The 25,407-nt window shown below is 73.2% G+C and carries 24 protein-coding genes; 16 read left to right on the forward strand and 8 right to left on the reverse strand.

Translation table 11 applies throughout. The annotated features are described in order from the left end of the window. The first annotated feature begins 75 nt into the window (after window positions 1–75). Window positions 76–654 carry a GNAT family N-acetyltransferase gene (locus HB370_RS02995; RefSeq protein WP_030776337.1) on the forward strand — a complete coding sequence of 193 codons (579 nt, stop codon included), beginning with the start codon at window positions 76–78 and terminating at the stop codon, window positions 652–654. 21 nt (window positions 655–675) lie between these two features. Here HB370_RS02995 and HB370_RS03000 read toward each other — a convergent pair whose 3' ends face one another. After that, window positions 676–1,593 (reverse strand): MerR family transcriptional regulator, encoded by a 918-nt coding sequence (locus tag HB370_RS03000; protein WP_030776334.1) that lies wholly within the window; start codon window positions 1,591–1,593, stop codon window positions 676–678. 66 nt (window positions 1,594–1,659) lie between these two features. Between HB370_RS03000 and HB370_RS03005 the strand changes: the two genes are divergently transcribed. Further along, a complete protein-coding gene (locus HB370_RS03005) occupies window positions 1,660–3,144 on the forward strand; it encodes an alpha/beta hydrolase (RefSeq protein WP_030776331.1) in 1,485 nt (494 codons plus the stop codon). 229 nt (window positions 3,145–3,373) lie between these two features. Here HB370_RS03005 and HB370_RS03010 read toward each other — a convergent pair whose 3' ends face one another. Then, window positions 3,374–4,699, reverse strand: coding sequence for a phosphatase PAP2 family protein (locus tag HB370_RS03010; RefSeq protein ID WP_244405999.1), 1,326 nt, complete (start codon window positions 4,697–4,699; stop codon window positions 3,374–3,376). Window positions 4,700–4,935: 236 nt separating this feature from the next. On the opposite strand from HB370_RS03010, the gene HB370_RS03015 reads away from it, so the two are divergent. Together HB370_RS03015 and HB370_RS03020 are read left to right on the forward strand one after the other, a co-directional pair. Beyond that, the gene (locus tag HB370_RS03015; protein WP_030776325.1) at window positions 4,936–5,304 is read left to right on the forward strand and encodes a hotdog domain-containing protein; all 369 of its coding nucleotides are present in this window, start codon (window positions 4,936–4,938) and stop codon (window positions 5,302–5,304) included. Between the two features lie 60 nt (window positions 5,305–5,364). Next, complete coding sequence (locus HB370_RS03020) at window positions 5,365–5,952, forward strand: antibiotic biosynthesis monooxygenase (RefSeq protein ID WP_078637314.1); 588 nt, start codon at window positions 5,365–5,367, stop codon at window positions 5,950–5,952. A 9-nt stretch (window positions 5,953–5,961) separates the two neighbouring features. On the opposite strand, the gene HB370_RS03025 is transcribed toward HB370_RS03020, so the two are convergent. Further along, window positions 5,962–6,372, reverse strand: coding sequence for a nuclear transport factor 2 family protein (locus tag HB370_RS03025; protein WP_030776319.1), 411 nt, complete (start codon window positions 6,370–6,372; stop codon window positions 5,962–5,964). Between the two features lie 87 nt (window positions 6,373–6,459). Here HB370_RS03025 and HB370_RS03030 point away from each other — a divergent pair, with 87 nt between their 5' ends. After that, window positions 6,460–6,900 carry a MarR family transcriptional regulator gene (locus HB370_RS03030; protein ID WP_030776317.1) on the forward strand — a complete coding sequence of 147 codons (441 nt, stop codon included), beginning with the start codon at window positions 6,460–6,462 and terminating at the stop codon, window positions 6,898–6,900. Window positions 6,901–7,174: 274 nt separating this feature from the next. On the opposite strand, the gene HB370_RS03035 is transcribed toward HB370_RS03030, so the two are convergent. Beyond that, window positions 7,175–7,795: a TetR/AcrR family transcriptional regulator gene (locus HB370_RS03035; RefSeq protein ID WP_030776314.1), complete on the reverse strand. Its 621-nt coding sequence runs from the start codon at window positions 7,793–7,795 to the stop codon at window positions 7,175–7,177. A 119-nt stretch (window positions 7,796–7,914) separates the two neighbouring features. Between HB370_RS03035 and HB370_RS03040 the strand changes: the two genes are divergently transcribed. Beyond that, the gene (locus HB370_RS03040; protein ID WP_244405387.1) at window positions 7,915–9,420 is read left to right on the forward strand and encodes an MFS transporter; all 1,506 of its coding nucleotides are present in this window, start codon (window positions 7,915–7,917) and stop codon (window positions 9,418–9,420) included. 194 nt (window positions 9,421–9,614) lie between these two features. Here HB370_RS03040 and HB370_RS03045 read toward each other — a convergent pair whose 3' ends face one another. Next, window positions 9,615–10,256: an NAD(P)H-binding protein gene (locus HB370_RS03045; RefSeq protein ID WP_030776309.1), complete on the reverse strand. Its 642-nt coding sequence runs from the start codon at window positions 10,254–10,256 to the stop codon at window positions 9,615–9,617. 110 nt (window positions 10,257–10,366) lie between these two features. Between HB370_RS03045 and HB370_RS03050 the strand changes: the two genes are divergently transcribed. Both HB370_RS03050 and HB370_RS03055 read left to right on the forward strand, forming a co-directional pair. Further along, a complete protein-coding gene (locus tag HB370_RS03050; protein ID WP_030776307.1) occupies window positions 10,367–10,753 on the forward strand; it encodes a helix-turn-helix domain-containing protein in 387 nt (128 codons plus the stop codon). Between the two features lie 195 nt (window positions 10,754–10,948). Beyond that, window positions 10,949–11,374: a glutaredoxin domain-containing protein gene (locus HB370_RS03055; protein ID WP_030776304.1), complete on the forward strand. Its 426-nt coding sequence runs from the start codon at window positions 10,949–10,951 to the stop codon at window positions 11,372–11,374. A 126-nt stretch (window positions 11,375–11,500) separates the two neighbouring features. On the opposite strand, the gene HB370_RS03060 is transcribed toward HB370_RS03055, so the two are convergent. Further along, window positions 11,501–12,055, reverse strand: a complete 555-nt coding sequence (locus HB370_RS03060) for a DoxX family protein (RefSeq protein ID WP_078637313.1) — start codon at window positions 12,053–12,055, stop codon at window positions 11,501–11,503. A gap of 778 nt (window positions 12,056–12,833) precedes the next feature. Between HB370_RS03060 and HB370_RS03065 the strand changes: the two genes are divergently transcribed. The 7 genes from HB370_RS03065 (at window position 12,834) to HB370_RS03095 (ending at window position 21,310) form a co-directional block, all read left to right on the forward strand. Then, window positions 12,834–14,423: an MFS transporter gene (locus tag HB370_RS03065; protein ID WP_051815255.1), complete on the forward strand. Its 1,590-nt coding sequence runs from the start codon at window positions 12,834–12,836 to the stop codon at window positions 14,421–14,423. A 215-nt stretch (window positions 14,424–14,638) separates the two neighbouring features. After that, window positions 14,639–16,009, forward strand: coding sequence for a hypothetical protein (locus HB370_RS03070; protein WP_030776296.1), 1,371 nt, complete (start codon window positions 14,639–14,641; stop codon window positions 16,007–16,009). Window positions 16,010–16,099: 90 nt separating this feature from the next. Further along, on the forward strand, window positions 16,100–17,188 hold the full coding sequence (locus HB370_RS03075; RefSeq protein WP_051815254.1) for a 4Fe-4S binding protein: 1,089 nt from the start codon (window positions 16,100–16,102) through the stop codon (window positions 17,186–17,188). A gap of 210 nt (window positions 17,189–17,398) precedes the next feature. After that, window positions 17,399–18,361: a CPBP family intramembrane glutamic endopeptidase gene (locus HB370_RS03080; protein WP_051815253.1), complete on the forward strand. Its 963-nt coding sequence runs from the start codon at window positions 17,399–17,401 to the stop codon at window positions 18,359–18,361. Window positions 18,362–18,386: 25 nt separating this feature from the next. Continuing rightward, complete coding sequence (locus HB370_RS03085; RefSeq protein ID WP_030776288.1) at window positions 18,387–19,343, forward strand: helix-turn-helix domain-containing protein; 957 nt, start codon at window positions 18,387–18,389, stop codon at window positions 19,341–19,343. Between the two features lie 49 nt (window positions 19,344–19,392). Continuing rightward, a complete protein-coding gene (locus tag HB370_RS03090; RefSeq protein ID WP_051815252.1) occupies window positions 19,393–20,289 on the forward strand; it encodes a LysR family transcriptional regulator in 897 nt (298 codons plus the stop codon). Beyond that, entirely contained in the window at window positions 20,279–21,310 is a 1,032-nt protein-coding gene (locus HB370_RS03095; RefSeq protein ID WP_030776282.1) for a LysR family transcriptional regulator, read from the forward strand. Before HB370_RS03090 ends, HB370_RS03095 begins: the two co-directional genes overlap by 11 nt. Window positions 21,311–21,374: 64 nt before the next feature. On the opposite strand, the gene HB370_RS03100 is transcribed toward HB370_RS03095, so the two are convergent. Both HB370_RS03100 and HB370_RS03105 read right to left on the reverse strand, forming a co-directional pair. Then, the gene (locus tag HB370_RS03100) at window positions 21,375–22,580 is read right to left on the reverse strand and encodes a CoA transferase (protein ID WP_037700235.1); all 1,206 of its coding nucleotides are present in this window, start codon (window positions 22,578–22,580) and stop codon (window positions 21,375–21,377) included. A gap of 124 nt (window positions 22,581–22,704) precedes the next feature. Further along, on the reverse strand, window positions 22,705–23,904 hold the full coding sequence (locus HB370_RS03105) for an acyl-CoA dehydrogenase family protein (protein ID WP_037700233.1): 1,200 nt from the start codon (window positions 23,902–23,904) through the stop codon (window positions 22,705–22,707). A gap of 266 nt (window positions 23,905–24,170) precedes the next feature. Here HB370_RS03105 and HB370_RS03110 point away from each other — a divergent pair, with 266 nt between their 5' ends. Continuing rightward, window positions 24,171–25,373 carry a hypothetical protein gene (locus HB370_RS03110; protein ID WP_244405389.1) on the forward strand — a complete coding sequence of 401 codons (1,203 nt, stop codon included), beginning with the start codon at window positions 24,171–24,173 and terminating at the stop codon, window positions 25,371–25,373. The last annotated feature ends 34 nt before the right edge of the window (window positions 25,374–25,407 follow it).

Here is a 25,407-nt window from a genome sequence, read left to right on the forward strand (position 1 = left end):
CGCGGGAAAGGGCACGCGGTGCCCGGCTAGTCTGTCGCGGCAGGCAGGCCGGGCAGCAGTACTTGGGGGAACACGATGACCGCCGTCTCGAGAAACACCGCGCAGCACATCACGGCACCCGTCGTCACCGACCGGCTGGTGCTGCGGCTGTTCACACCCGCCGATACCGAGGACCGGTACGCCTACCAGTGCCTGCCGGAGGTGGCGCGCTACCTGTACCGTCCGCCGCTCACCCGCGAGGGCTGTGCCGAGTCCATCGCGGCCCGGGCCCGGGGCACCGACTGGCGGACGGACGGCGACACACTGCTGCTGGCCGTGTGCCGGAAGGAGGAGCCCGGTGTCGTCGGCGAGGTGGTCCTCACCCTCACCAGCGCGCACGCGCGGCAGGCCGAGATCGGCTGGGTCTTCAACCCCCGCCACGCCGGGCGGGGTTACGCCACCGAGGCGGCGGGCGCGCTGCTCTCGGTGGCCTTCGGGCAGTTGGAAGCCCACCGGGTCTTCGCCCGGCTCGACGCCCTCAACACGGCGTCGGTGCGGGTGTGCGAGCGTCTCGGGATGCGCCGCGAGGCCCACCTGGTCGAGAACGACCTGGACGGGGACCGCTGGGGCAGCGAGTACGTCTACGCGTTGCTCGCCCGGGAGTGGCAGGACTGAATCCCGGCCGGGCCGGGCGGCTCAGCCCGTCGCCGTGTCCGCAGTCAGTGCGTCACGGAGCCAGGCGTCGGCCGCGCCGAGGGTGAGGCCGGGGATCAGTGCCCCCGCCAGCTGCCAGTAGCGGTGCATCACCGGGTGGTCCGCCGCGGCGAGGCGGGCCGCCAAAGCCTGGCGGAAGGCAGGGGTGTCGCGGGTGCCGGCGGCCCGTGCGTAGGCGGCGGCATAGCAGTCCAGGGCCTCGCCCGGGCCCGGGGCGCGACCGGCCCGTACGGCGGCCTCCACCAGTTGGTGGGCCTCGTACAGGCCGTCGTAGAGCAGGTCCGGGTGTGTCTCGGTGACGGGCCGGTGGCCGGCGAGGCAGTGGTCGGTGGCGGCCGTGGCCAGCGCGTGCACCCGGGCGAAGGCGATGACCTGGTCCGGGGTGGGGTCGGCGGGCGGCTGGGGCACGGCCGCCTCGGTGATCGCGGTGCGGAGCCGGGCGGACAGCCGGACGGGCAGCAGCCGGCGCCAGTAGTGGGCGATCGCGGAGGTGTCGGGCGGGACACTGACCGCTCCGATCAGTTCGAGGCGCTCCGCCAACTGCCCCGGTTCGCACTCCTGTAGTGCCCGCAGCGCGGCCTCCCGCCAGCGCAGGGCGGCGAGTTGGCCGCCGATGGCGTCCAACCGCCGGGCCACCACGGCTTCCAGACCTTCGCCGGGTTCCGGACCGGCACCGGATTCCAGGACCCGCTTGATCTCGGGAACGGGGACGTCGAGGGCGCGCAGCGACCGGATCGTCCGCAGCCGGGCCAGGGCGTCCGGCCCGTAGCGCCGGTGGCCGCCGCTGCTGCGGGCCGCTTCGGGCAGCAGGCCCTGGTCGGAGTAGAAGCGGATGGTCTTGACCGTGGTGCGGGCCCGCGCGGCCAGGTCGCCGATGCTCAGGGTGCCGTCCGGTGACACAGGTTGAACCTCCCTCAGGGGGAGTTCCTACGTTACCCGCGACGACCTACTTGTCTGGAGGCGCTGATGTCTGCGTTTGTGCTGGTCTCCGGCCCGTTCACCGACGGGCGGATCTGGGACTCGGTGGTGGGCCGGCTGCGGCAGAAGGGGGCCGGGGCGTACCCGGTGTCGCTGGACATGCGGCCGGAGGCGGACCTGGAGACCCATGTCGAGGACGTGGTCCGGCTGATCGACTCCCTCGACGTGCCGCGGGTGGTGCTGGTCGGTCACGACTACGCCATCCACCCGGTGCTGGGCGCGGCCGACCTGCGGCCGGAGCGGGTGGCCCGTGTCGTGTACCTGGACGCCGGGCTGCCGCAGCACGGTGACCCGGCCCTGGCCCTCGTACCGGACCCCGAGGTGCATCAGCTGCTGGGGGCCGGTGACGACCCGCGGCCCGTCCCGCCGCCCGGGCCACGGGACTGGCAGCGCTGGGGCAGCACCGAGGGCCTCACGGCGGACCAGCTGGAGTTCCTGAGCACCCTGGCCGTCGCCCAGCCGCCGCGCACGCTGACCCAGCCGCTGCGGCTGACCGGCGCGGCGGCCGGCGTGCCGGTCAGCGCCATCCTGTGCACGGCCGGGGGGACGACCATCGAGGGGATCCAGGAGCTGGTGCGCGTCGGCCCGCCGCAGCTGCGGAAGCTCGCCGACCCTCGGGTGGGCTTCTTCGAACTGGCCACCGGCCACTGGCCGATGCTGTCCGGTCCGCGGGAGCTGACCGAGGTGCTGTGCCGTGCCGCCGCGGACGAGGGACACAGGCTGACCCCGCCCGAGGGCGAGCCCGCCTTCCTGCGTCCGTTCCTGCTGGACGTCCCGGAGCGGCCACGGGTGCGGACCGGTCACGTGGATCTGCACCTGCCGGAACCGGGGGAATCCGACGCGCCCCGGCCGGCGGTGCTGTTCGTGCACGGCGGCCCGCTGTCGCCGGACGTCGTCCCGGCGCCCCGCGACTGGCCGTTCTACCTCGGCTACGCCCGCCTCGCGGCGAGCCTGGGCGCGGTGGGCGCCGTCGTGGAGCACCGCCTGCACGGCCTCACCGCCTATCCGCGGGCCGCGGACGACGTGACCGAGGCCGTCGAGCTGCTGCGGGCCGACCCGCGCGTGGACCCGGAGCGTATCGCCCTGTGGTTCTTCTCGGGCGCCGGGCTGCTCGTCACCGACTGGCTCACCGCCCCGCCCGAGTGGCTGCGCTGCGTCGCCCTGACCTACCCCGTCCTCGCCCCGCTGCCCGGCTGGGGCGCCGTCTCCCCGCGCTTCCGCCCGGCCGAGGCGCTCCGGGCCGGCGGGGCGGAGCCGCCGCCGCTGCTGCTCACCCGGGCGGGCCTGGAGACCGAGCAGATCGCGGCCACGGTCGAAGGGTTCCTGGGCGCGGCGGAGGAGTCCGGGACCCCGGTCGAGATCATCGACGTACCGCACGGCGCCCACGGCTTCGAGCTGCACGGCCCGACGGACGAGTCCCGGGGGGCGGTCATCCGCGCCATGGGTACGGTGCTCTCCCACCTGGGGATCTGACGCCGAAGGCTCCTGCTCACGGGGCCGGGCGCCGCGGCTGCCGGCTCCCGGACGCTGTACTGGCGTTCCTCCGCGTCGGGACGGTCGTCGCGGTCGTGGCGCGAAGGCGTTCGGCGGTCGTGGGCTGATCGCGGCGACCGCCGGGGTCGGTGGTCCGGCCGGCGGCGGTCGTCGCCGTCGTGGTCCCGGTGCCGACCCCGGGCTCGTGCGTCCGGTGCCGTGTCATGGCTCACACCGGTTCGGGCTGCGGCTCCGGTCGGGGCGCTGGCACGGGCTTCGGTTCCCACCGGGAGGTGGTCCGCAGGTAGCCGTAGATCACCGAGAGCATCGCGAGAATGACCAGCGGCCCGAACAGCCAGGGAAGCCGGGCCATCTCCAGGGGCAGAAAACGGTACGCCAGCAGAAGCGCCACGAAAACCGCCGTGCCGTGGGCGACCAGTCGCGTCCCCGACCGGTCCCAGCCCCGTGCCTGCGCGCGCAGCGCGGCCTCGATCGTGAGCGTGAACACCACTCCGGCCACGATGTCGGCGCCGTAGTGATAGCCGAATCCCAGGGTCGCGGCGAGGGTGGCGACCAGCCAGAACGCGCCTCCGTACCGCAGGATTCGCGGGCCCTTGCGGGAGTGGATGAAAATGGCGGTGGCCCAGGCCGTGTGCAGGCTGGGCATGCAGTTGCGGGGGGTGATCCCGTCGTACAGCATCGGGTGCGGTGTGGTGATCGGCGTCGGTGTGTGCGGCCACAGGTTGGCCGCCGCCCACTCCAGACCGCCGGTGCCGGAGGCGCCCGGGCCGTAGGCGAAGATCGGTCCGACCACGGGGAAGATCATGTAGATGCCCGGGCCGAGCAGGCCGATCACCAGGAAGGTGCGCACCAGGTGGTGGCGCGGGAAGCGGCGCTCGGCCGCCACGTTGCGCAGCTGGTACAGGGCGACGACGACCGCGGCCACGGCGAGCTGCGCGTAGACGTAGTCGAGCAGGTGCGTGCCGACCGGGCCGCTGGCGTTCACCAAGCGGCCGACCAGCCACGACGGGTTGCCCAGCGCGTGGTCGGCGGTCGCGACGTACTGGTCGAGCACGGTCGGCCGGCTCTTCGACGTGATGAGCAGCCAGGTGTCGCCGGTCTTGCGGCCGGCCATGAGCAGCAGGCCCAGTGCGACGCCCTTGAGCAGGAGGGCGCGCTCCTGTCCCGTGCGGCGTGTGACGGCGATGACCGCGTAGCCCAGGAGCACCCACAGCGCGCCGTTGCCGAAGGGGTGGCCCTCGTCCAGGTCGAAGTGGTAGCCGGACGCCCATCGCACCAGCAGGAACACGACGTCGATGCCGACCGCGACACCGGCGGCGACGAGCCGCTGCCGCCAGGTGAGCACCACCATCATCAGGCCCATGCTGGCGTACAGCAGAAATCCTGACTTGGGTGGATATACCAGCTCTCGCGCCTCGGTGGTGAGCGGCCCCCGCAGACCGTAGTGACGTGCGGTGATCTCCAGTGCGACCAGGAAACCGACAGTCGTCACAGCCGCCACGGCCCAGAGGATCACCCGTGGTCGGCGCCACAGGGGGACCTCGGTTCCGCCCTTTGTTCGGGTAATCACCCGTGTTGGTATAGGTATCAATTCTCTGGCCGATTTGTTAGTTGTTGTCTATTTAGGTCATTTTTCGCGCCGTATAGCACGCTTTTCCGTGAATGACGAGCGTTGGGTGCGCTCGTCATGAGTTCGATCATGTTAGCCGAGTGGCGCGGCGGGGGTTTGCCTCTTACAGGCCGTCTTCCGTATTTCGATAGCGTGGTGCCATGCATCATGAGGTGACCGATACCGACACCGCCGTGGTGATGGGCAGCGGCGATGTGCCGGTGCTGTCCACCCCGCGGTTGATCGCGTGGCTGGAGGCGGCGACCGTACGGGCCGCCGCGCCGTTCACCGGGGCCGGCCAGACCACCGTGGGGACCGAGATCCGCGTCAAGCATCTGCGCGCCTCCCGCGTGGGCGCGCGAGTACGGGTGAGCGCCGAGCCGCCGTCGGTGGACGGCCGGCGCCTCACCTTCCCGGTCCGTGCCGTCGACGACTCCGGTCACCTCGTCGCGACCGGCGAGATCGACCGGGCCGTCGTCGACCGCGAGCGGTTTCTCTCGGGGGTGTCCGGGCGGGAAGAGAACCACTGAAGGGGTGTATGGAGCACGACCTTGACCTCAAGAGCACTTGAGGTACCAGGGTCATGATCCATGACACGTCTGCAGAACCTCCAGCACCCTTCCGCCGGCACGACATTGATGAGCGAGTGGCTCACCGGAACCGCCGAGCGGTCCCGTACGGCTGCCGACGCCCTGCTCCACGAGTGGGCGGCCGCGCAGGCGCCCGCCGGGCGGCTGGCGCAGCACGTCTTCCTCTCCCTGGACGGCACCGGCCTCTTCTTCTACGCGCAGTGGACCAGCGATGAGGAGCACCTGGCCTGGGCCCGCGCCCGGCGCACCGAGGTCGTCAGCCGCGTCGACGCGCTGGTGCCCGGCATCGAGCGTCCCGGGCTGATCCGAACGCGCCTCGCCCGCAGCGTCGTTCACGACGCGCGGCGGCCGGCCGGCCTGTTCACCGTGCGCACGGTGTCGGCCGGTGACGTGGAGGCCGCGACCGCTCCGGCGCCGGGCCTGCTCGCGGCGCATCTCCATGTGACGTCCGACGGCGAGCGGACCGTCGTCGTCACCGAATGGGCCGACGCCGCCTCCCAGGAAGCCGCCACAAGGAGTGACGCGGGCCTCAAGCGCTACACGCACGCCCACTCGTTCGTCGACGACCACGCCGGGCGCCGGACCTGACGCACCCCGTCAGCGCTCGTGCGTCCAGGCGAGCGTGATCCGCATGTCACCGATCCGCCAGCCCCCCGGCGTCCGTACGGTGGTGCAGGCCACGCGCAGGCCGCTGGTGCGGTGGGGCGGTTCGCCGTCCCGGTAGAAGTACACGAGTTGGTTCGCGGTGGCCTCCGCCCGGTCACCGTCCACCCGCACCAGCACATCTCCGTGGACGTGCTGGGTGTTCTCCCCCTCCACCCGGCTTCGCCTCAGGTGAGCGGTCACCTCGTCGAGGCCGTGCAACTCGGCGCGCGGTGAACTCACCGTGATGTCGTGGTGGTAGACGGTGGGCGCGTCCTCGTGACGGCCTTCGTCCAGCAGACGGGCCAGGCGGGCGAACAGTTCGGCGATGTCGACGCGATCGGCGGTCGGGGCAGCGGTGGTCACGGCGCCTCCTTGATGGTCGCTCCAAAGTTGGCGGGACCAACACTAACCACAAGTGTTGGTCCCGCCAACATGGTTAGAGTGGTCGCCATGGAAGAGATCCCCGAGCGTCTGACCGTGCGGCCGAGCTGGCTGATCACCCAACTCGCCGTGCACGCCCGCAAGCTGGTGTTCGACGGTTTCACCTCCGTCGGGGCGCGCGGGTACCACTACCGCATCCTGGCGGCCCTGCACGAGTACGGGCCCGCGAGCCAGGCGGAGTTGGGCCGTCGGTGCCGCATCGACCGCAGTGATGTGGTGGCCGCCGTCAACGAACTGGTGGCGCAGGGCTTCGTCGACCGGACGCCGGACCCGGACCACGGCCGGCGCAACAAAGTGACCCTCACCGGCGCCGGTGTCCGGCAGTTGCGCCGTATGGACGAGGTGCTCGACCGGGTGCAGGACGATCTGCTCGAACCGCTGTCGGCGGAGGACCGGCAGACCCTGACCCGTCTGCTCACCCACGCCCTCGCCCGGCACGAGCCGCGGTGACGGCCCGGGCGCACCGTGTTCAGGGCCGTCGGCGCACCGCCCCGATCCGGGTCCGGGACGGAGGCACGCGCCGCTTCCTGGGGTCGCCGGTGCGCCACTCCGGTCCAGACCGGGACGAAAGCGGGCCCCCTCCGGTCCAGACCGGGACGCAAGCGCGTCCCTCCGATCCAGGCCGGGACCAAGCGCGCCGCTCCGGGCCGGGCCCGGGGCGAAGGGCACCCTCTTCGGCGGCGTGCTTCAGGCGCCCCGTCAGCCGTCGCGGAGCCGGCCGGGCCTAGGCGGCGCGGGTGAGGGCGTCGGGGATCAGGGCGAAGGTCCGCTCGATGAGGTCCGTCAGGCCGTCGCGGCCCCCCTGGCCGCCCTGAGCCGTCCAGCGCAGGCACGCCGTGCGCCAGGAGGCGACGAAGATCTCCACGGTGAGCCGCAGACACGTGTCGTCCACGTCGGCGCCGGAACGGCCGGCCAGTGTCTCGACCATGGCCCGGGTGGTGTCCTGGCAGTACCCCAGGCTGTGCGACTGCAGCACGGGAACGGACTCCGACAGCTCACGGGTGGCCAGGAACCGGCGCTCCCAGTCCGGGTCCATGTCCTCCAGGGTGGCGTTCAGGGCCACTCGGAGCGCTTCGAGGAGCGGACCGTCCGGCTTCGCGGCGGCCACGCGGTCCAGATACGCCGACCACAGGTCGCTGTCGGCGGCGAGCGCGACGTCCTCCTTGGACCGGTAGTTCCGGAAGAAGGTCCGCTTGGACACCTCCACCGCGTCGCACAGGTCGTCGAGCGTGGTGGCGTCATAGCCGCGTTCGGTGAACAGCCGGAGCGCGGTCTCGGCCAGGGCGCGGCGCGTGCGCAACTTCTTCCGTTCCCGTAGCGGCAGTTCGCGCAGATCGTCACTCACGCCGTGAGCCTACCACCCGGACGCGGTTGCCCTTTGACAGCTAATGCCACTCAGTGGCACTGTCGCCCAAGTGGCCATTCGATGCCACCTCTTGCCGTCTCCTGAAGGAGCCCTCCGTCGTGACTACCGTTTCCGCGGGCCGCTCACGTCCGGCGATCACGCTGGCCGTGGTCTTACTCGCCTTCGCCACCGTGCCGATGTCCATCTCCGGAGCGGCCGTCGCACTCCCCGGCATCGGCGAGGACCTGCACACCGCGGGCGCGCCCCTGCAATGGGTCATGAACGCCTACAACCTGACGTTCGCCTCGTTCATGCTGGTCGCCGGGTCCGCGGCCGACCTGGTCGGGCGCCGGCGGGCCTTCGCGACGGGATCGGCGGTGTTCGCCGCCGGTTCGCTCGCCGCGGCGGTCGCACCCGGCGTCGTCCTGCTGGACCTCGCCCGCGCCCTGTCGGGCATCGGCGCGGCCGGGGTGTTCGCCAGCGGTGGCGCGATCCTGGCCACGGCCTTCGACGGTGCCGCCCGCACCCGTGCCTTCGCGGCCCTCGGCAGTGCCGCCGGTGTCGGGCTGGCGGTGGGGCCGACCCTGTCGGGCTGGCTGGTCGGCACGCTCGGCTGGCGCGCCACGTTCGGACTGCACGCTGCCCTGCTCGCCGTGGCGTTGACGGGTGTCGGCTTCGTCGTCGAGTCCCGCGCCCCACACCGTCCCCGGCTGGACGCGACCGGCGCGCTGGTGTTCGTCGCGGGCCTCGGCCTGCTCGTCCTGGGCGCGGTCCAGGGTCCCCAATGGGGCTGGACGAGCCCCGGCGTGGCGGCGCTGCTCGCCGGCGGCGCGGGTCTGCTGGTGCTGTTCGTCGTCCTGCAGTCACGTTCGGCGGCCCCCGTCCTCGATCTGACGCTGGTGCGCAACCGCCGCTTCTTCGCGTTGTGCATGGTGCCCGTGGTGTCGACGTTCGGCTTCGTGACGCTGCTGACGTACCTGCCCACCTATCTCGTGGGGGCGAGCGGCTTCTCCGCCCAACGCGCGGGAACGGTCCTGCTGTTGATGACCGCGCCGGTGCTGCTGGCCCCGCCGCTGTCCGGGGGCCTGGTCAACCGGGGCGTGTCCCCCCGTACGCTGATCACGTTGTCCTTGCTGATGTTCGCCGGCGGAAACGCGTGGCTCACCGTGATCAGCCCCGGCGGTTCCCTCACCGCGATCGCCGGCCCGCTGCTGATGACCGGGCTGGGCGCCGGGGTGTCGTTCGGCGTGGGCGACGGTGCGGCGATGAGCCTCGTCGAGCCCGAACAGGCCGGTATGGCCACCGGGTTCCTCAACACCATGCGCATCGGCAGCGAGGCCATCGTCATCGCCGTGTACGGCGCGGTCCTGGTCAGTCTCATCGAAACCCGGGTCGGGTCACGGGAGTTGGCGGCGAAGGTGGCCGCGGGCGACCTGTCCGGCGGCGGCTCGGCCGTGCTGGCCGACGGCTTCACCCACGCCCTGCGCCTCGCCCTGTACGGAACGGCCGCGGTGTGCGCGATCGGCGCAGTGGCCATCTTCGCCGCGCTGGCCCCACCGCGCCGGACCACCACCACGGCACCCCTCCCTCCCGAGCCCGCCCGGCAGCCCACGAAGGCGGCCTGACCGGCCCCGGGGAGAAGCCGCCGGGAGCGGCCCGCACCGAACCGGGATCCTCGAGACCGGTGCGGGCCGCGCCGCGCCACACCAGGGCGAATCGGGGCGGGTGCGCGCTCGTGACGGTGGTGACCACCCGGGCTGCTCGCCACCTGACGGCGGCAGACGGCCGTGCCCGACGGCAGGCTCCGGGTGGCCAGGGGCTATGACGGCGTCGTCGGAGACTGCTCCCGGACTCCGACCACCGCCCGGTGATGGCGGGGCATGTCGATCTCGTCCAGCAGGGCGAGCGCGAAGTCCGCGTAGGTGATCCGGCTCGTCGGGTCGGCGTGGTCGGCGATCCGGTACCGGCCGCAGCGCGTGCCGTCGTGGTCGAAGTCGCCTGCGGGTGCCACATAGGCCCAGTCGAGGTCGCGGGCGCGCAGTTCGTCGAGACCAGCCGCGTGGCCCAGAGACAGCGGGCGGTACTCGCTCGGAAAGCCGGGCTCGTCCATCAGGGGCACGCCCGACGCCCCGGGCAGGACGGAGGCGATGCCGACCACGACAAGTCGGCGCACCCCGGCCTGGGCCAAACCTGTGGCCAGGGCGCGGGCGGAGGTGGTGAAGAAGTCGTACGGCGGGACGGACAGGTCCACGGCGGCGCTGAGAGCGGCATCGTGCCCGGCCGCCACGTGGGCGACGCCGCGCGCGTCGGTGACGTCGCCCGCCACCGTCCGTGCGTCGGTGAGGTCGCCGTGGCGCGCGGGATCGCGTACCACGGCGGTGACCTGGTGGCCGCGCCGCCGTGCTTCGGCGACGGCCTGCCGCCCGGCCCGGCCGCCCGCTCCGAAGACCACGATGTTCAAGAGGAACCGCCTCTCACCAGGACCGGGCCCCTGCGCCCGGTCGGTGCGCCGACGCTAACAACGGCCTTGGTTACCAAGGGGATACCGGTGTTCGCCGATATCGTGACGGCATGAGGGAACCACTGCCCGTCGACATGTTCGACGAACTGTGCCCGTCGTCACTCACCCCGATCAGGTTCGGAGACAAATGGGCGGGGCTCGTCATCCGCTGTCTCGAGCACGGACCGCGCCGCTTCTCGGAGTTGCGCGTGCCGCTCAGGCGTGTCACGCCCAAGGTCCTCACCCAGTCACTGCGATCCCTGGAACGGGACGGTCTGATCAAGCGCACCGTCTACGCAGAGGGCACTCCGCACGTGGAATACGAGCTGACCCCGCTGGGCCGGAGCCTGCTCGGGCCGATGGCGGTCGCCCGCGCCTGGGCCGAGCAGCACTGGGAGGAACTCGTCGAGGCCCGCGAGTCGTACGACGGCGCCACCCGCCTCGGCCACACCGGCTGACCCCGCTCATGGCCGCGCCCGTCGGATCCCTCGGCCGTCGCGGGGCATCGCCGGTGCGGGCTCCGGCGGTCGCGGAGTACGCGGGCCACGGCCTCACGCTCGTCCCGCCCGCCGAGGGCGTCGCCCGCTCGAAGCGACCGCGGAAATCTGTCTGCCCGGACCGCTGAACTCGCCCTGCCGATAGGCTGCCTGATCATGATGCGTGCCTGGTTGCTGCCCCTCCTGTTCGTCGGCTGTGGCTCGCTCGTCGCGGCTGTGCCGGCCGTGGACGGGTCCGTCGGAGCGGGCGTCGCGGTGTGGCTGGTGTTCGCGCTGCTCGCGGTGGTCTGCTCCCCGCTGGTGTTTCCGCGGCCGGTCGGTGCGGTGGAGGCGCGGGAGCGCGGTGCGGTCGACGGCCGGCCGGTCGTCTACTGGCGGGCGGGGTGCAAGTACTGCCTGCGTCTGCGGTTCCGGCTGGGCCGGGACGCCCGTCGGCTGCACTGGGTCGACATCTGGCGCGATCCGGCCGGGGCGGCGGCGGTACGGGCGGTCAACGGTGGTGCCGAGACCGTGCCGACCGTGGTGGTGGCGGGCCGGCCGTACGTCAACCCCGACCCACGATGGGTGCGCGCCCAGCTCTGATCGGCACGCGTGTGGCCGCCCCGCCAGTCGTGCGAGTACGCCCGGCGGTAGTGCGCGTACGCCGTGCGGCCGCCGGTCCCGGTCGGGTCGATGCCCCGCCGGGAGCGGGCGCCCGGCAGCCGGCCTTCACAGGCTCAGGGTGATCGCGGCGCCGACGCCTCCCAGTACCAGGGCGACGCCCGCTTCGGGCCAGCCGCCGGTGCGCCAGGGGAAGAAGCGGTCGAGGGCCAGCCGGCCCGGGCCGGTCGCGGCCACGGTCAGGGCGACGACGGCGATGGCCACGTTGTACTCGACGCCGCCGTTCGAGTCCCACAGGCCGTGCGCCCAGGTCACCGTCGCCATCGCGTTGATCATCACTCCGATCAGCGCGGCGGCCGCGAGCGGGGTGAACAGTCCGACGGCCAGGCCGAGGCCGCCGAGGAACTCGGAGAGGCCGGCGATCACCGCGAACACCTTCCCCGGGTGATAGCCGAGGCCGGCGAATTGCTTGCCGGTGGCCGTGAGCCCCGGCCCGTCGAACAGGCCGAACAGTTTCTGGGCGCCGTGGGCCGCCATGAGGAGCCCGAAGGTCAGTCTGAGGAGGAGAAGTCCCCAGTCACCGGCGGTCACCCCGGGTGCGAGGGTCCGCCGTGCTGCCGGTCGCGTGGCGGTCGAGGACCGGTCCGTGTCGCGCTTGATCATCTGAGTGCTCCGGTACGGACGCACGAACAGGAGTTGTCGCAGGCCGGCCCGGTCAAGCACCGGCTCACCGGTAGGCGGCGTACGGCCCGCGCCGCGGTCGCGGGGGGGGGATGGGCCGCCGCTACCGATCCTACGCAAGAAAGAGGGAATCGACCCTGGGCAGAATTGCCCCGGGAGAACGGGCCGTCATCATTACCGTGATCGCGTTTGTCCCGTACGGCGCATGATTCGATCACTCGCGATCAACACACCTGTCATTGCGGCATGTTGTCCGATCATCCTCATGATGCCCGCCAGGGGTACACGCCTCACCTCTGTCAGTGATCTTCGCCGTCATCGGCCTGCGTTCCGGCGTGGAACGCGTACCTTTTGCCAGGTGATCGCAGTCCTTTTCCCCGGGCGAGGCGCCCATCAGTCCGGTTCGGGCGCGGAATTCCTCGGACGATGTCCGAAACTCGCCCAGCGCGCCCGGCGGGAAGGGCACGGCTGCCACGGCCGTCCCGCCCGGGGTCTCGACCGGGTACCGCGGCTCCCCGCCGAGCGGATCAGCTGACCGGATCCACCGCAGCCGATCCGCTCCACGGGACCCGGCCCACCAGCCGCATCCCCCCGACCCGCCCCACCGCCCGGATCCGCCCGGCCCGATCCGCCGAAACCGAATCCGCCCGGCGCGCTCCACCAGCCCTGAATCCACCCGGCCCGCTCTCCACCGGACCGGAACCGCTCGGCCCGCTCCACCGACTCCTGTCCCCGCCCCTCTCCCCGTCTGGACGACGCCATGTCCCTGCCGCGTACCGGCCCGCCCTCGCCCGCCGTCCCCGCCAAGCCCAGATCCCGGCGCTGCCGCCCCGGTGCCGTGCTCGTCGTCGAGTCCGTGGCCGTCTTCATGGTCATGCTCGACAACCTCGCGATGAACAACGCGCTGCCGGACATCGGCAGGGACCTGGCCGTGGGCATCGGCGGCCTGGAGTGGGTCGTGGCCTCGTACACGCTGGTCCTGGCGGCCTTCCTGCTGCCGGGCAGCATCGTCGGGGAGCGGCTGGGGCGACGCCGGCTGTTCCTCGCGGGACTGGCCGCGTTCACCCTGGGGTCGGCGCTCGGGGCGACGGCGGACAGCTGGGCGACGCTCGTCACCGGCCGGATCGTCCAGGGCGCGGGAGGCGCGGCGCTGCTGCCGTCCAGCGCGGCGCTGCTGCGGCAGGTCTTCCCCGAGGATGCCACCCGGGCCAGGGCGCTGGGACTGCGCGGCGCCGCGTCCGGCCTGGGGCTCGCCCTCGGCCCGGTGATCGGCGGTCCGCTCGTGGAGCGGTTCGGCTGGCAGAGCGTGCTGCTCATCAACGTGCCGATCGGCGTGGGCCTGCTGCTGTTCGGCGCGTTCTTCCTGCCGTACGCGCCGCCGTGCCGCAGCCGTCCCTGGGACCTGCCCGGACAGGCGCTGGCGGCCGTCGGTGTCGGCGGACTGATCTTCGCGCTCATCCAGGGTCCGTCGGAGGGCTGGACCGACCCGGCCGTCCTGGCCGGGTTCACCGCGGCAGGGCTGGCGCTGCCCGCCCTGCTGGCCGTGGAGGCGCGCGCCGCCGAGCCGATGATCGATCTGTCCTTCTTCCGCGACCGGCTCTGCGCGGTGGCCGCGCTGGCCGGTTTCTCCACGAGCCTGGCCCTGTTCGGAGCGATCTTCTTCCTGTCGCTGTACCTCCAGTACATCCTCGGCTGGTCACCGGCCGGCGCCGGTCTCGTCTTCCTGCTGGCGTCCGCGTTCATCGTGGTCACGGGCCCCGTCGCGGGCAGGCTGTCCGCGCGCCGGAGCGCCTTCCGGCCGCTGCTGATCGGCGTCACGCTGTGCCCGCTCGCGCTGGCGGGGCTCGCCGGGTACGGGGAGCACGCGCGCTACGCCGAGTACTGCTGGGTCCTGCCGGTCATCGGGGTGTGCGTGAGCCTGACCTTCGTACCGGTCAACGTCATCGTCGTGCAGCGGGTACGCGGCCCGCGGGCCGGCATGGCCACCGCGATCGCCGAGACGCTGCGCGAACTCGGCGGTGTGACCGGCGTGGCGGCGCTCGGGGCGGTGCTCAACTCCCGGATGCGGGAGTCGTTCCTGCGCCAGGCGGAGGCCGTCCTCCCGGCGGACCAGGCGACCGCCCTGGCCGACCGTGCCCTGGCCCACGGGCCGGCGGCGGCGCTCGCCGGTCCGGGCGCCGGTGCGGTGCGCCGCTGGTTCCATGCCGCGTTCCTCGACGGCCTGCACGCGGCGCTGTACACGGGGGCCGTGGGCACGGCCGTGGTGGCAGTGTGCACCTACCTGATGGTCCGCACGCCGGCGACGGCGCCTGCCGACGAGCCGGGCGGACTGGTGCGGCCGACGGCGTAGCCCGCGCGGGCACGGAGCACGCGCGGCCCGCTGTGACCCTCGGCGGCCTGCGGCCCAGCCAGCGCGGGCACGGGGTCGAGCGCCCCCGCAGGAGGGAAAGCGGAGGGAGACGGACGAGCCGCGCGGCCCCGATGTCACCCTGTGCGGCCCCACGGCGCAGCCCGCGGGCACGACACCCAACGCTCCCGCACGATGGGAAGCGGAGGGAGGCGGACGTGGCGAGCGGCCCGGATGTGACGCTGTGCGACCTGTGGTCCCGGCTGCCCGGCAGGGCCCGCTCGGAGCTGCTGGACCGCGCCGCCGAGGCGGACTGGTGGGTTCTCGACGCGCTGCCGGGCCGCTGGGAGGCGCTGCGCCCGCTGGTCTTCGCCGCGGCGGACTACCAGCGGTTCGGCGAGCTGGCGGCGGGCGTGCTGCGGTGCGCGCTCCTCGCCTGCCGGCGCCGGGCCGGGACCGCCGGCGAGCTGTGCCGGGCGCTGGACGACCACCGTGAGCCGCGGCTCCTGGACCCGGCGCAGCGGCTGTCCGACCCCGCGCTGCTGCGCATGGCCCGCCCCGACGCGCTGGTGGCCGGGGGCAGGCCCTGGTTCGTGGAACTGAACGTCGGCCCCAACATCTACGGCGTCCCGGGCCTGGAGCGCCGGAGTGCCGCGTTCGCCCGCGACTGGCCGGACGGCACGCCGGCCGAGGAGCCGCCGTCGACCCTGCGCGCCAGAGCGCTGGCCCTCGCCGGAGCGGTGCCGGTGCCGGACGGCGGGCACCGCCGGGTGCTGGTGCCGACCTGGCGGGCGACCTCGGGTATCGCGGCGAAGCTGGGCGACGCCGGCGCGCTGCGCCGCTATCTGCGGCCGGCCGCGCAGGCAGTGGAGGCGGTGGGACTGGAGGTGACGATCGCGGACCTGTCCGAGGTGCGCGGTGGCGCCGACGGACTGTGGGTGGGCGGGGACCGCGTCAATGTGGTCTTCAATCAGTTCGCCGGTTCCGTGGTGGCGGACACGGCGGCCCTCGGAGTGCTGGGTGAGGCGGTGCGGGCCCGGAGCGTGCGGTTGTTCGTGCCGGAAGCGGCGTGTCTGCTCAGCGCCAAGCGGGTGCTGGCCTGGATGCACGAGGATCTGGACCTGTACACGCCCTCCGACCGGGCGCTGGTCCTGGGGCATGTGCCGTGGACGGCGTGGCTGGGCCCCGGGCAATCCGCCGAACGGCGCCGGCACGTCCTGGCGCGCGCCGCGCGGGAGCGGACCGGTCTCGTCGTCAAACCGTCGCGCGGACACGGCGGTACGGGTTTCGTCGCCGGCGTCGAGGTCTCCGCCGGCGACTGGGTCGACCTGCTGGCGCGGCGGTCCCGCGAGGAGACGCTGGTCCTTCAGCGCCGGATCGTGCCGGACACCACGTGGATGCACTTCCGGAGCGTCGACGGCGCGCGGGAAACGGCCCGGGTGCCGTTCGTCGTCTCCCCGTTCCTGCTCAACGGCCGTACGGCGGGCGCGTACATCCGTCACGCGAGCCCCGAGACGGCCCCCGGTGCGCCGGTGAACACCGCGGCGGGAGCGGTCTCCAACACGGTGCTGCTGCTCCCGGGCCCGTGACGCCGGTCACCCGGGGACCGGGATCTTGCCGACGGGTCCCCTCTCCCGGCATAGTGAGTTTGAAAATCCAACTCACAGGGAGGGTGCCGGATGCGCGAGTCACATGTCACGGAGGGAGCCGGGCGGCCGAAACTGCCCGCGAAGCTCGCCGGCCATCCGTCCGTGCGGGCCGTCCTCGCGCGCCGGGACTCCGAAGCGGCGGACGGGCCCCCGCCGGTGATCGACGCGGAGTGGCTGCGGGAGCTGTGCCTCGCCGCCGGTGCCGACGACGCGGCGGCGGTGAGCCTCGGCCACCCGGACCTCGCCGGGGAACGCGAGCACGCGCTGACCGCCCTGCCGGGCACCCGCACCCTCGTCTCGCTCGTGGTGCGGATGAACCGCGACAACTACCGCTCGCCCGCCCGCAGCGTGGCGAACCAGGAGTTCCACCAGGCCGACGAGCAGATCAACCACGCCGCCCGGGCAGTCACCCGGGCCCTGCAGGACGCCGGCTACCGCGCGCTGAACCCGTCGGCCGGCTTCCCGCAGGAGATGGAGCGGTTTCCGGGCCGTCTCTGGGTGGTGGCGCACAAGACGGTCGCCGTGGCGGCGGGCCTCGGTGTGATGGGGCTGCACCGCAACGTCATCCACCCGAAGTTCGGCACCTTCGTCCTGCTGGCCACCGTGCTGGTGGACGCGGAGGTGAGCGCGTACGGGCAGCCGCTGGACTACAACCCCTGCATCGACTGCAAGTTGTGCGTCGCCGCCTGCCCCATAGGCGCCCTCACGAAGGACGGCGACTTCGACTTCCTGGCCTGCGCCACGCACAACTACCGGGAGTTCATGAGCGGGTTCACCGACTGGGTGCAGACGGTGGCGGACAGCGCGGACGCAGCCGACTTCCGCTCCCGCGTCACCGATCCCGAGAACGCGTCGATGTGGCAGAGCCTGGCCTTCAAGCCGAACTACAAGTCCGGTTACTGCGTGGCCGTGTGCCCCGCCGGGGAGGACGTCCTCGGCCCCTACCTCGACGACCGCAAGGGGTTCATGGACACGGTGCTGCGCCCGCTCCAGGAGAAGACCGAGACCCTGTACGTCCTGCCGGACTCGGACGCGCGGCGGTACGCGGAGCGCCGCTTCCCGCACAAGCCCGTCAAGGAGGTCACCGGCGGCTGGCGGCCCCGGCCGCAGGAGTCCTGAAGTCGCCTCACGGACCCTCGTGACGGACCCCCGTCCCCAAGCCTCCCGTTCGAGCGCCGCCTCGGTGCCGCACGCGCAGGCCGGCGCCGGGCCGGGGAACGGCCTCCCGAGGGCAGGAAATCCTCCGGCCGGGGGTGGCGTCAGGGCCACCACCCACACGTGCCCCAGCCCCATCCCGCGCCGCCGCGCGGCCCCGTAGCGTCCCCGTGCATGACGCTCTCCACCAGAACCTTGCCCCTCGTGAAGGGGCGGCGCGGCCTCTTGGTCTACCTCGGCGTCGCCTACCTCGGCATGTGGGCGGCCATGTCACCGCTGCTGCTCGGCGGTTACCACCGCGGCGACGCACGCGAGCAGACCGGTGCGCTGCAGGAGGTGTGCATCGCCGCCGCGATGCTCGCACCCGCCCTCGCCGCGATTTTCGTCGTCCGCCGGGTCGAGCGTCGCGGCCGGGTCCGGGACACGCTCGCCCTGCGGTGGCCGAGACCGTGGGGGCGTACCGCGCGGGCCTGCCTGGTGGCCTTCGCCGTACCCTGCGGGCTCACCGCGGCCGCCCTCGCGCTGGGCACCCTTGCCGGCCGCTACCCGTTCGGCGGCGTGCACTGGAGCGGGCTCGGCGGCTGGGCCGCCGGGGCCGTGCTGGGCATGCTGGTGTGGCTCCCGCTGTTCTTCGGCGAGGAACTGGGCTGGCAGGGATACCTCTTCCCGCGGCTCGCGGGGGACGGCGGCCGCCGGAGCCTGGTCCGGGCGTACGCGGTCACCGGCGCGGCCTTCGCCCTGTGGCATCTGCCCACGCTGCTGATGGGCGGCCAGTACCCGGGCCGGCCCTGGTACGTGTCGGTGCCCGCCATGCTGGTGAGCTGCGTCCTCGTCCTGCCGGTCTTCACCTGGCTGCGGCTGCGGTCGGGGTCGGTCGTGCCCGCCGTCATCGGGCACGCGTTCGTGAGTTCGATGAGTGTCGGCATGGTCAAGGAGTTCGCCGATCCCACGGCTGCCCTCGATCCGCTGCACATGGGCATGGCCGGCTGGCCCGGCTGGATCGTCACCGGCACGTTCGTCGCGTTCCTGGCGCTGACCGGCCGCCTCCGGCCCGCGTTCCACGCGAGCGCCCGTACCGGCGAACTCCCCACGCGCCGCGTGGCTTCCCGTTCCGAGCAGCCCGCCCGCTCCCGCTGAGGCCGCGGGCTCGTACCCTGTTCCCGTGTCGTCCTCCCGTATGCGTCGTGTCACCGTCCTGGTGCTGGAGGGTGCCAAGCCGCTCGATGTCGGCATTCCCGCCCAGGTGTTCACGACCCGGGCGAGCATGCCGTACGAGGTGCGGGTGTGCGGCGCCGCGCCCGGTCTGGTGACCGGCGGTGACGGCCTGTCGTACCACGTCGCCCACGGCCTCGAGGCGCTGGAGTGGGCCGAGATCGTCTTCATCCCTGGTTACCGGTTCCCGGACCGCGAGGACCCGCCGGCCGCCGTGGTCGAGGCGCTGCTCGCCGCCCACGCCCGGGGCGCGCGGCTCGCCGCCATCTCGACGGGCGCCTTCGCGCTCGCCGCCACGGGTCTGCTCGACGGCAGGCGTGCCACGACCCACTGGCACTACACCCGGGCGCTCAGGGCGAGGCATCCGCTGGTCCGGCTCGACGAGAACGTCCTCTTCGTCGACGAGGGCAGCGTGCTGACGTCGGCCGGCGCCGCCTCGGGCATCGACCTGTGCCTGCACATCCTGCGGGGGGACCTCGGGGTGGCCGCGTCGAACCACGCGGCCCGGCGCCTGGTCGCGGCCCCCTACCGCAGCGGCGGTCAGGCGCAGTACGTGCCACGCAGCCTGCCCGAGCCGCTCGGCGAGCGGTTCGCCGCCACCCGCGAGTGGGCGCTGCACCGGCTCGGCGAACCCCTCACCCTCAAGGCGCTCGCCCGGCACGCGGCGGTCTCGCCACGAACCCTCTCCCGGCGCTTCGTCGAGGACACGGGGTACACACCGATGCAGTGGGTCATGCGGGCCCGCGTCGATCTGGCCCGCGAACTGCTGGAGCGTACGGAACGCAGCGTCGAGCAGATCGCCGCCGACGTCGGTCTCGGCACCGGCACGAACCTGCGCACCCACTTCCAGCGCATCCTCGGCACCACCCCCACCGAATACCGGCGCACCTTCGTCCGGCGGGACTAGATGTCGTCGGCGGCCGGGATCGCGGGCCGGTCCGGGTACGGTGCGGAGCGTGAACCGTCAGCAGCTGGAGTACTTCCTCGCGGTCGCCGAGCACGGCAGCCTCGGTCACGCGGCGGTGGCCGCCGGGGTGAGCCAGCCGTCGCTGTCGCAGGCCCTCGGCACCCTGGAGAAGGAGATGGGCGCGGCGCTGGTGCGCCGGGTGCGGCGGGGGGCCGTCCTCACGCCGGCGGGGCGCGCGTTCGTGCCCCACGCGCGGCTGCTGCTGCGTGAGCTGCGCCGGACGGGCGAGGTGACCGGCGGGCCGGCCGGGGAGCTGGACCTGGTCACCACGCCGGTGCTGGCCGTCGATCCCTGCGCCCCGCTCCTCGGGCGGTTCCGCGGGCTGCACCCCGAGGTGCGGGTGCGCGTGCAGGTCACCGACCGCGACGCGGAGGTGCCCGGGATGCTGGCGGACGGCCGGGCCGAGGTGGGCCTGGCCTATCTGCCCCTCGACACGGACGGCATCGTGGTGCGCCCGCTGGCCGAGCACGAGATCATGGCCGTCTTCTCGCCCGACGAACCGCCCCCGCCCGACCCGTTGCCGGTCCGGTGGCTGGCCGGCCGGGAAACGGTGGGCGTCACCGGTCACAGTCGCCAGCGCGCACTGGTGGGTGACCATCTGGCGGCCCAGGGGGTGCGGCTGCGGGTCACGGTCGAGGTGGCGCACCGGGAGATGGTGGTTCCCCTGGTGCTGGCCGGGGCGGGCATGTCCTTCCTCGCCGGGAAGGCGGCGCGGTGGGCCGCCGGGCAGGGCGCGCGGGTCCGCCGGCTCGATCCGCCCCTGCGCCAGCGGTACGGGCTGGCGTATGTGCCCGGCCGGCTGTCCCCGGCCGCCCGGGCGCTGGCCGGCCTGGCGGTGGCACCGGACGACGGAGGGCGCGTGGGTGGTGGGTCCTTTGCCGGGTGAACCGGGCCGGGGCGCGCCGTTCACCGGTCTACGGCAGGCCGAGTACTTCCTGGCCGTGGTCGACAGCGGCGGCATCACCGCGGCGGCGCGCCGGCTGCACGTGGCGCAGCCGTCCCTGTCGCAGACCGTACGGGCGATCGAACGGCAGGCGGGTGCCGAGCTGTTCGAGCGGACGCCGCGCGGTGTCGTCCCCACCCCGGCGGGCCGGGCCCTGGTGGAGCCGGCCCGGCGGCTGCTGGCGGCGCGCCGGGCGGCCGGCCGCGCGGTCTCGGACGTGGCGTCGCTGCGCGCCGGGCGCCTGGAGCTGGTGGCGCACGCCTCGGTGGCGGCCGACCCGCTGGCGCGGGCGGTGGGCAGGTTCCGCCGGGCCCACCCGGGGGTCGGTGTGCTGGTGGAGGACGCGCCCGACGACGACGAGCTGGTGTACGCGCTCGCCGACGGGCGCCATGAACTGGCCGTGGTCTCACTGCCGTTGCCGCCGGCCCCCGACCTGGTGACGGAGGAGCTGGGGCACCACGACATCTGGCTGGCCATGGCGCCGGGCACCGTCATCGCACCGGGACCGGTGTCGCCGGCCGAGGTGAGCGCCATGCCGCTGGTGGCGGTCCTGCACGGCGGCTCCGTCCGGCACGCGATCCGCCGGGCCCTCGCCGACGCGGGGCAGGACGAAGGCACCGGGCATCAGCAGAGTAGTAGGCAGGAGCAGGACGCGGGGCGCGATGGGGACAGCCGGGAGCCGGCTCGGGCGGTGCGCTCCTGGGCCGGTGTCGTCACCCCGCGTCTGGGTTCCGTCATCCCGCTGGTGCTGACCGGTGCCGGGGCGGCTCTGGTGGACCGCTGGTACGCCGAGCGCATCGCGGAGCAGGGCGGGGTCGTACGTCCCCTCGGCCCGCCCGTGCGCGCCCCGTTCGGGGTGGCACGCCGCCGGGAACCCCTGTCCCCGGCCTGCCGGGTGTTCCTGGAGATCCTGCGGGAGACGTGCGCGGCACGATCCGCCGGGGGTCCGGGTCCAGGAGCGTGAGCCGGAACGTGAGTACGACTCCCCCGTACGACGCCCCGTACGCCTCCCCCGGTACGCCTCTCCCTCACCGCCCCGCGTCGGCCGTGCCGGTCACCTCGGCCACCTGCTCGGGGGTGTAACCGATCTCGGCCAGGACGGACGCGGTGTCCTCCCCGAGTTCCGGGCAGGGCCGCCGTACCCCGGAGGGCGAGCCGGAGTAGCGGACGGGGTCGCCGATCACCCGGTAGGCACCGACGTGCGGGTGCTGCTGCACGTCGAGCATGTGCCCGTCGGCCCAGTAGGGGTGCTCGCCGGCGTGGTCGAGGTTCATGACCGGGGCGAACGGGATGGAGTGCCGGGAGCAGAACGCCTCCCACTCCGCGGTGGTGTGCCCGTCGGTGTACCGGGCGAGCAGCTCGTACAGCTCGCCGATCTTCGACTGGAAGTTCTCGGGGGTGAAGCCGTCCAGTGCCTCGGGGTGCCCGACGAAGGTGAAGAATGCCTCGGCGTCACGGTAGTTGTACGGCAGGACGCACGCGTATCCGTCCTTGGTCGGGAACGCCGCGTGCCCCGGTTCCAGGGAGCGCGGGAAGCCGACGGGGCCGGCCGGGGGCTCGTACGCCTGGCCGCCGATGTGCTCGACCAGGGTGAAGGCGAACATCGTGTCCGCCATCGGCACCTCGACGTGCTGGCCCCTGCCGGTGCGTTCCCGGCCCAGCAGGGCGGCGAGCACGGCGTAGGCGATGGTCATGCCGCAGACCTTGTCGGCCATGGCCGTGGGTACGTAGTAGGGCTGGCCGGTGACCCGCCGCATCAGGTCGACCATGCCGGAGGCGGCCTGGATCACCTCGTCGTAGGCGGCGTAGTCGGCGGCCGGCGAGTCGGAGCGGAAGCCCTGGGCGTTGCAGTAGACCAGGCGCGGGTTGCTCTCGGCGAGGTCCTCGTAGGTGAGGCCGAGCTTGCGCAGGGCCCGTGGGCGCATGTTGGTGATCAGCGCGTCGGCCGTGCCGATGAGGGCGAGCGCGGCCTGCTTGCCCTCGGGCGTCTTCAGGTCCAGGCGGACGCTGCGCTTGTTGCGGTTGATGTTGAGTGCCAGCGCCCCGATGGTGTCGGCGTCCCGCCGGTGCACATGGCGCATCACGTCACCGGTGGGCGACTCGATCTTGATGACGTCGGCGCCGAGGTCGCCGAGGATCTGGCAGGCGTAGGGCCCCATGATGACGCTGGCCAGGTCGATGACGCGCAGGCCGTCGAGGGGGCGGGTGCCGGAAGCCGGGGTGGAGTGGCTCATGTACGTCTCATCCCCTTGTGGAATGACGCATCCCGGTCGTGCGGGATGGGGGAGGGTGCGGTGAGGTCGGGGCGCGCGGCCGGGTACGGGCCGAGAGCCCAGGGCTGGGGCTCGGGGCCGGGGCTCAGACGAAGGCGCTGATGCCGGTGGCCGCCCGGCCGACGATGAGGGAGTTCATGTCGCGGGTGCCCTCGTACGAGTAGAGCGCCTCGGCGTCGGCGAAGAAGCGGGCCGCCTTGTACTCCAGCAGGATGCCGTTGCCGCCGAACACCTCGCGGGCCCAGGCGACGGTCTCGCGCATCCGGGTGGTGCAGAACATCTTGGCCATGGCCGCCTGGGCCTCGCTCAGCGCGTCCTCGGCGTGCAGCTGGGCCATCCGCACCGCCATCGCCTGGGAGGCGGTGATGTTGCCGAGCATCCGGGACAGCAGGTCCTGGACGAGCTGGAAGCTCGCGATCGGCTTGCCGAACTGCTCGCGCTCCACGGCGTAGGCGCGGGCGGCCTCGTAGGCGCCGATCGAGCAGCCGATGGCCTGCCAGGCCACACCGCCGCGGGTGACCTTGAGGACGCGTGCGGTGTCGCGGAAGGAGTCGGCCCGCTGGAGGCGGTTCTCCTCCGGGACCCGGACGTCGTCCAGGACGATGTGGGCGTTCTGCACACCACGCAGGGCGATCTTGCCCTCCAGCTTGCGGGCGGTGAAGCCGGGGGTGCCCTTCTCCACCACGAAGCCCTTGACCTGCCCGTCCGCCTCGTCGCGCGCCCAGATCACCACCAGGTCGGCGAACGTGCCGTTGCCGATCCAGCGCTTCTCGCCGTTGAGCACCCAGTCGCCGCCGTCCCGGCGGGCCGTGGTCAGCAGCCCGCGGGCCGTACCGGAACCCACCAGCGGTTCGGTCAGGCCGAACGCGCCGATCTTGCGCCACTCGACCATCTGCGGCAGCCAGCGCTGTCGCTGCTCCTCGGATCCGCACTCACGGATGGAGCCCATGCCCAGCCCGCTGTGCACGCCGTAGAAGGTGGCGAACGAAGGGTCGACGCGGGCCATCTCCATGCTGATGAGGCCGCTCAGCAGCGGGCTGCGCGCGGTGATCCCGGGGGCGTCGCCGGGAATGCCGGTGATGCCGAGGTCGCGGATCGCGTCCACCAGGTTCAGCGGGGACTCGGCATGGGCCCACAGCTCGCCGGCGGTCGGTTCCACCTTGTCGGCGAGGAAGGAGCGGATGCGTTCCAGCGTCTGCCGTTCCTCTGGTCCGAGCAGGTCCTTGATCCGGAAGAAGTCGCCCTCGACGGCGAACGGATCCATCTTCTTGTGCTGCGTGGCCATGATCGCCCTTCCGTGTCGGAGAAACATGCGGGGCACCGGTCCGTCCCGGGTCCCCCGGGTACCTGGCGGGTGAGTCGTCACTCGCGCCTCGGTCCACCGCTGGTTGGCTTCTCTTCCAGTGCACGCCCGGCCGGCCCATAGGTCAAAGACGAAAAAACGACCAGGTTCCAAGGCGATACCAATGGCGGCCCCGCGCCGCGCGCCCTGCTTGATGTCCCCGCAGAATGGGATGAAATGTCCGGCGAACCAGCGGAGGCGGCTCGGTGATGCGTGACAGCGCCGAGGACGGTGAGGGGCCGATCGAGGAGCGACCGGGGCTGTACGACGAGGACCCGGCCGGCCTGGACGACGAGGTCTACGCGGACCCGGCGGGCCCTGAGGACGAGGTCTACGCGGACCCGGCGGGCCCTGAGGACGAGGTCTGCGAGGAGACGGCCGACGCGGACGACGACGCCTACGGCGGCATGGCCGGCCCGGACGGGGAGCCCGCCGGCCGGAGGAGGGCGGCCGGCGCGGAGCCCGATGTCTTCCTCGACGTCCCGGTGCTCAAGGTGGACCAGATCGATCTGGACGTGGAGGACCTGCGGGCGCACGTCTCGCTCCAGGCCGAGGTGCTGGATCTGCTGAGGCTGAACGTGGGCGCCGATGTGGCACTGGGCCGGGTGCATCTGGGCATCTCGGGGGTGGAGGCCCAGGCCCGGCTGGAGGTGCGGCTCGACAACGTGGCGACGATCATCAACCGGGTGCTCACCACGCTCGACCGCAATCCGCAGCTCCTCGAGGAACTGGCCCGCGGGGTGGGGTCCGCCGTACGGGACGTCGGGAGCGGGGCGCGGCAGGCCGTCGGCGAGCTGGGGACGGGTGCGAGCAGGGCGGTCGGCGACCTCGGCGGCGGAGCCGCGTCAGCCGTGCGCGACGTGGGCCGAGGCGCCGGCCGAGGGGTCGAGGGCGTGGCCCGAGGAGCCGGTCAGGCGGTGGAGGGGGTGGGCCGCGGCGCCGGGCGGGCGGTCGAAGGGGTCGGGCTGGGTGCCGGTTCGGCCGTGGAAGGGGTGGGCCGTGGCGCCGGCTCGGTGGTGGAGGGGGTCGGGCGGGGTGCCGCGGGTGCCGTCCGGGATGTGGGCCGTGAGGCCGGGGGCACTGTGGCGGGTGCCGCGAGCGGGGTGACCGGGGCGGTGGAGGGCGTACCCGACGCCGTCACGGAAGCATCGGATGCCGTCGAGGACGTGGCGGACGTTGTCGAGGAGGTACCGGACGTCGCCGAGGGTTCGCCGGGCGCCGCGCGTCGTGCCGTACGCAGGGCCGCGGCACCCGGACGGACCCGGGCGCGTAGGCCCGAGGACGAGGTGCGGGATCCGGCCGTCCCCGGGCGCGGCGGCACCCGCGCGCGCCGAGTACGCGGCGAGGACGGGAAGCTGCCGCCTCGTCCCGTGCGTCGCCGTGCCCCCAGGGAGCGGGACGAGCCGCCCTGAACGGCCGGCGCCCCGGCGCCGGACGCCGCGCGCC

This window comes from Streptomyces sp. DSM 40868 (assembly GCF_011820545.1).
Classification (GTDB): domain Bacteria; phylum Actinomycetota; class Actinomycetes; order Streptomycetales; family Streptomycetaceae; genus Streptomyces; species Streptomyces eurythermus.

Coding starts and splice junctions, on each gene's coding strand:
- HB370_RS02995 (WP_030776337.1), top strand. CDS start 76: ATGACCGCCGTCTCGAGAAACACCGCGCAGCACATCACGGCACCCGTC.
- HB370_RS03005 (WP_030776331.1), top strand. CDS start 1,660: ATGTCTGCGTTTGTGCTGGTCTCCGGCCCGTTCACCGACGGGCGGATC.
- HB370_RS03015 (WP_030776325.1), top strand. CDS start 4,936: ATGCATCATGAGGTGACCGATACCGACACCGCCGTGGTGATGGGCAGC.
- HB370_RS03020 (WP_078637314.1), top strand. CDS start 5,365: ATGACACGTCTGCAGAACCTCCAGCACCCTTCCGCCGGCACGACATTG.
- HB370_RS03030 (WP_030776317.1), top strand. CDS start 6,460: ATGGAAGAGATCCCCGAGCGTCTGACCGTGCGGCCGAGCTGGCTGATC.
- HB370_RS03050 (WP_030776307.1), top strand. CDS start 10,367: ATGAGGGAACCACTGCCCGTCGACATGTTCGACGAACTGTGCCCGTCG.
- HB370_RS03055 (WP_030776304.1), top strand. CDS start 10,949: ATGATGCGTGCCTGGTTGCTGCCCCTCCTGTTCGTCGGCTGTGGCTCG.
- HB370_RS03060 (WP_078637313.1), bottom strand. CDS start 12,055: ATGATCAAGCGCGACACGGACCGGTCCTCGACCGCCACGCGACCGGCA.
- HB370_RS03065 (WP_051815255.1), top strand. CDS start 12,834: ATGTCCCTGCCGCGTACCGGCCCGCCCTCGCCCGCCGTCCCCGCCAAG.
- HB370_RS03075 (WP_051815254.1), top strand. CDS start 16,100: ATGCGCGAGTCACATGTCACGGAGGGAGCCGGGCGGCCGAAACTGCCC.
- HB370_RS03080 (WP_051815253.1), top strand. CDS start 17,399: ATGACGCTCTCCACCAGAACCTTGCCCCTCGTGAAGGGGCGGCGCGGC.
- HB370_RS03100 (WP_037700235.1), bottom strand. CDS start 22,580: ATGAGCCACTCCACCCCGGCTTCCGGCACCCGCCCCCTCGACGGCCTG.
- HB370_RS03105 (WP_037700233.1), bottom strand. CDS start 23,904: ATGGCCACGCAGCACAAGAAGATGGATCCGTTCGCCGTCGAGGGCGAC.
- HB370_RS03110 (WP_244405389.1), top strand. CDS start 24,171: ATGCGTGACAGCGCCGAGGACGGTGAGGGGCCGATCGAGGAGCGACCG.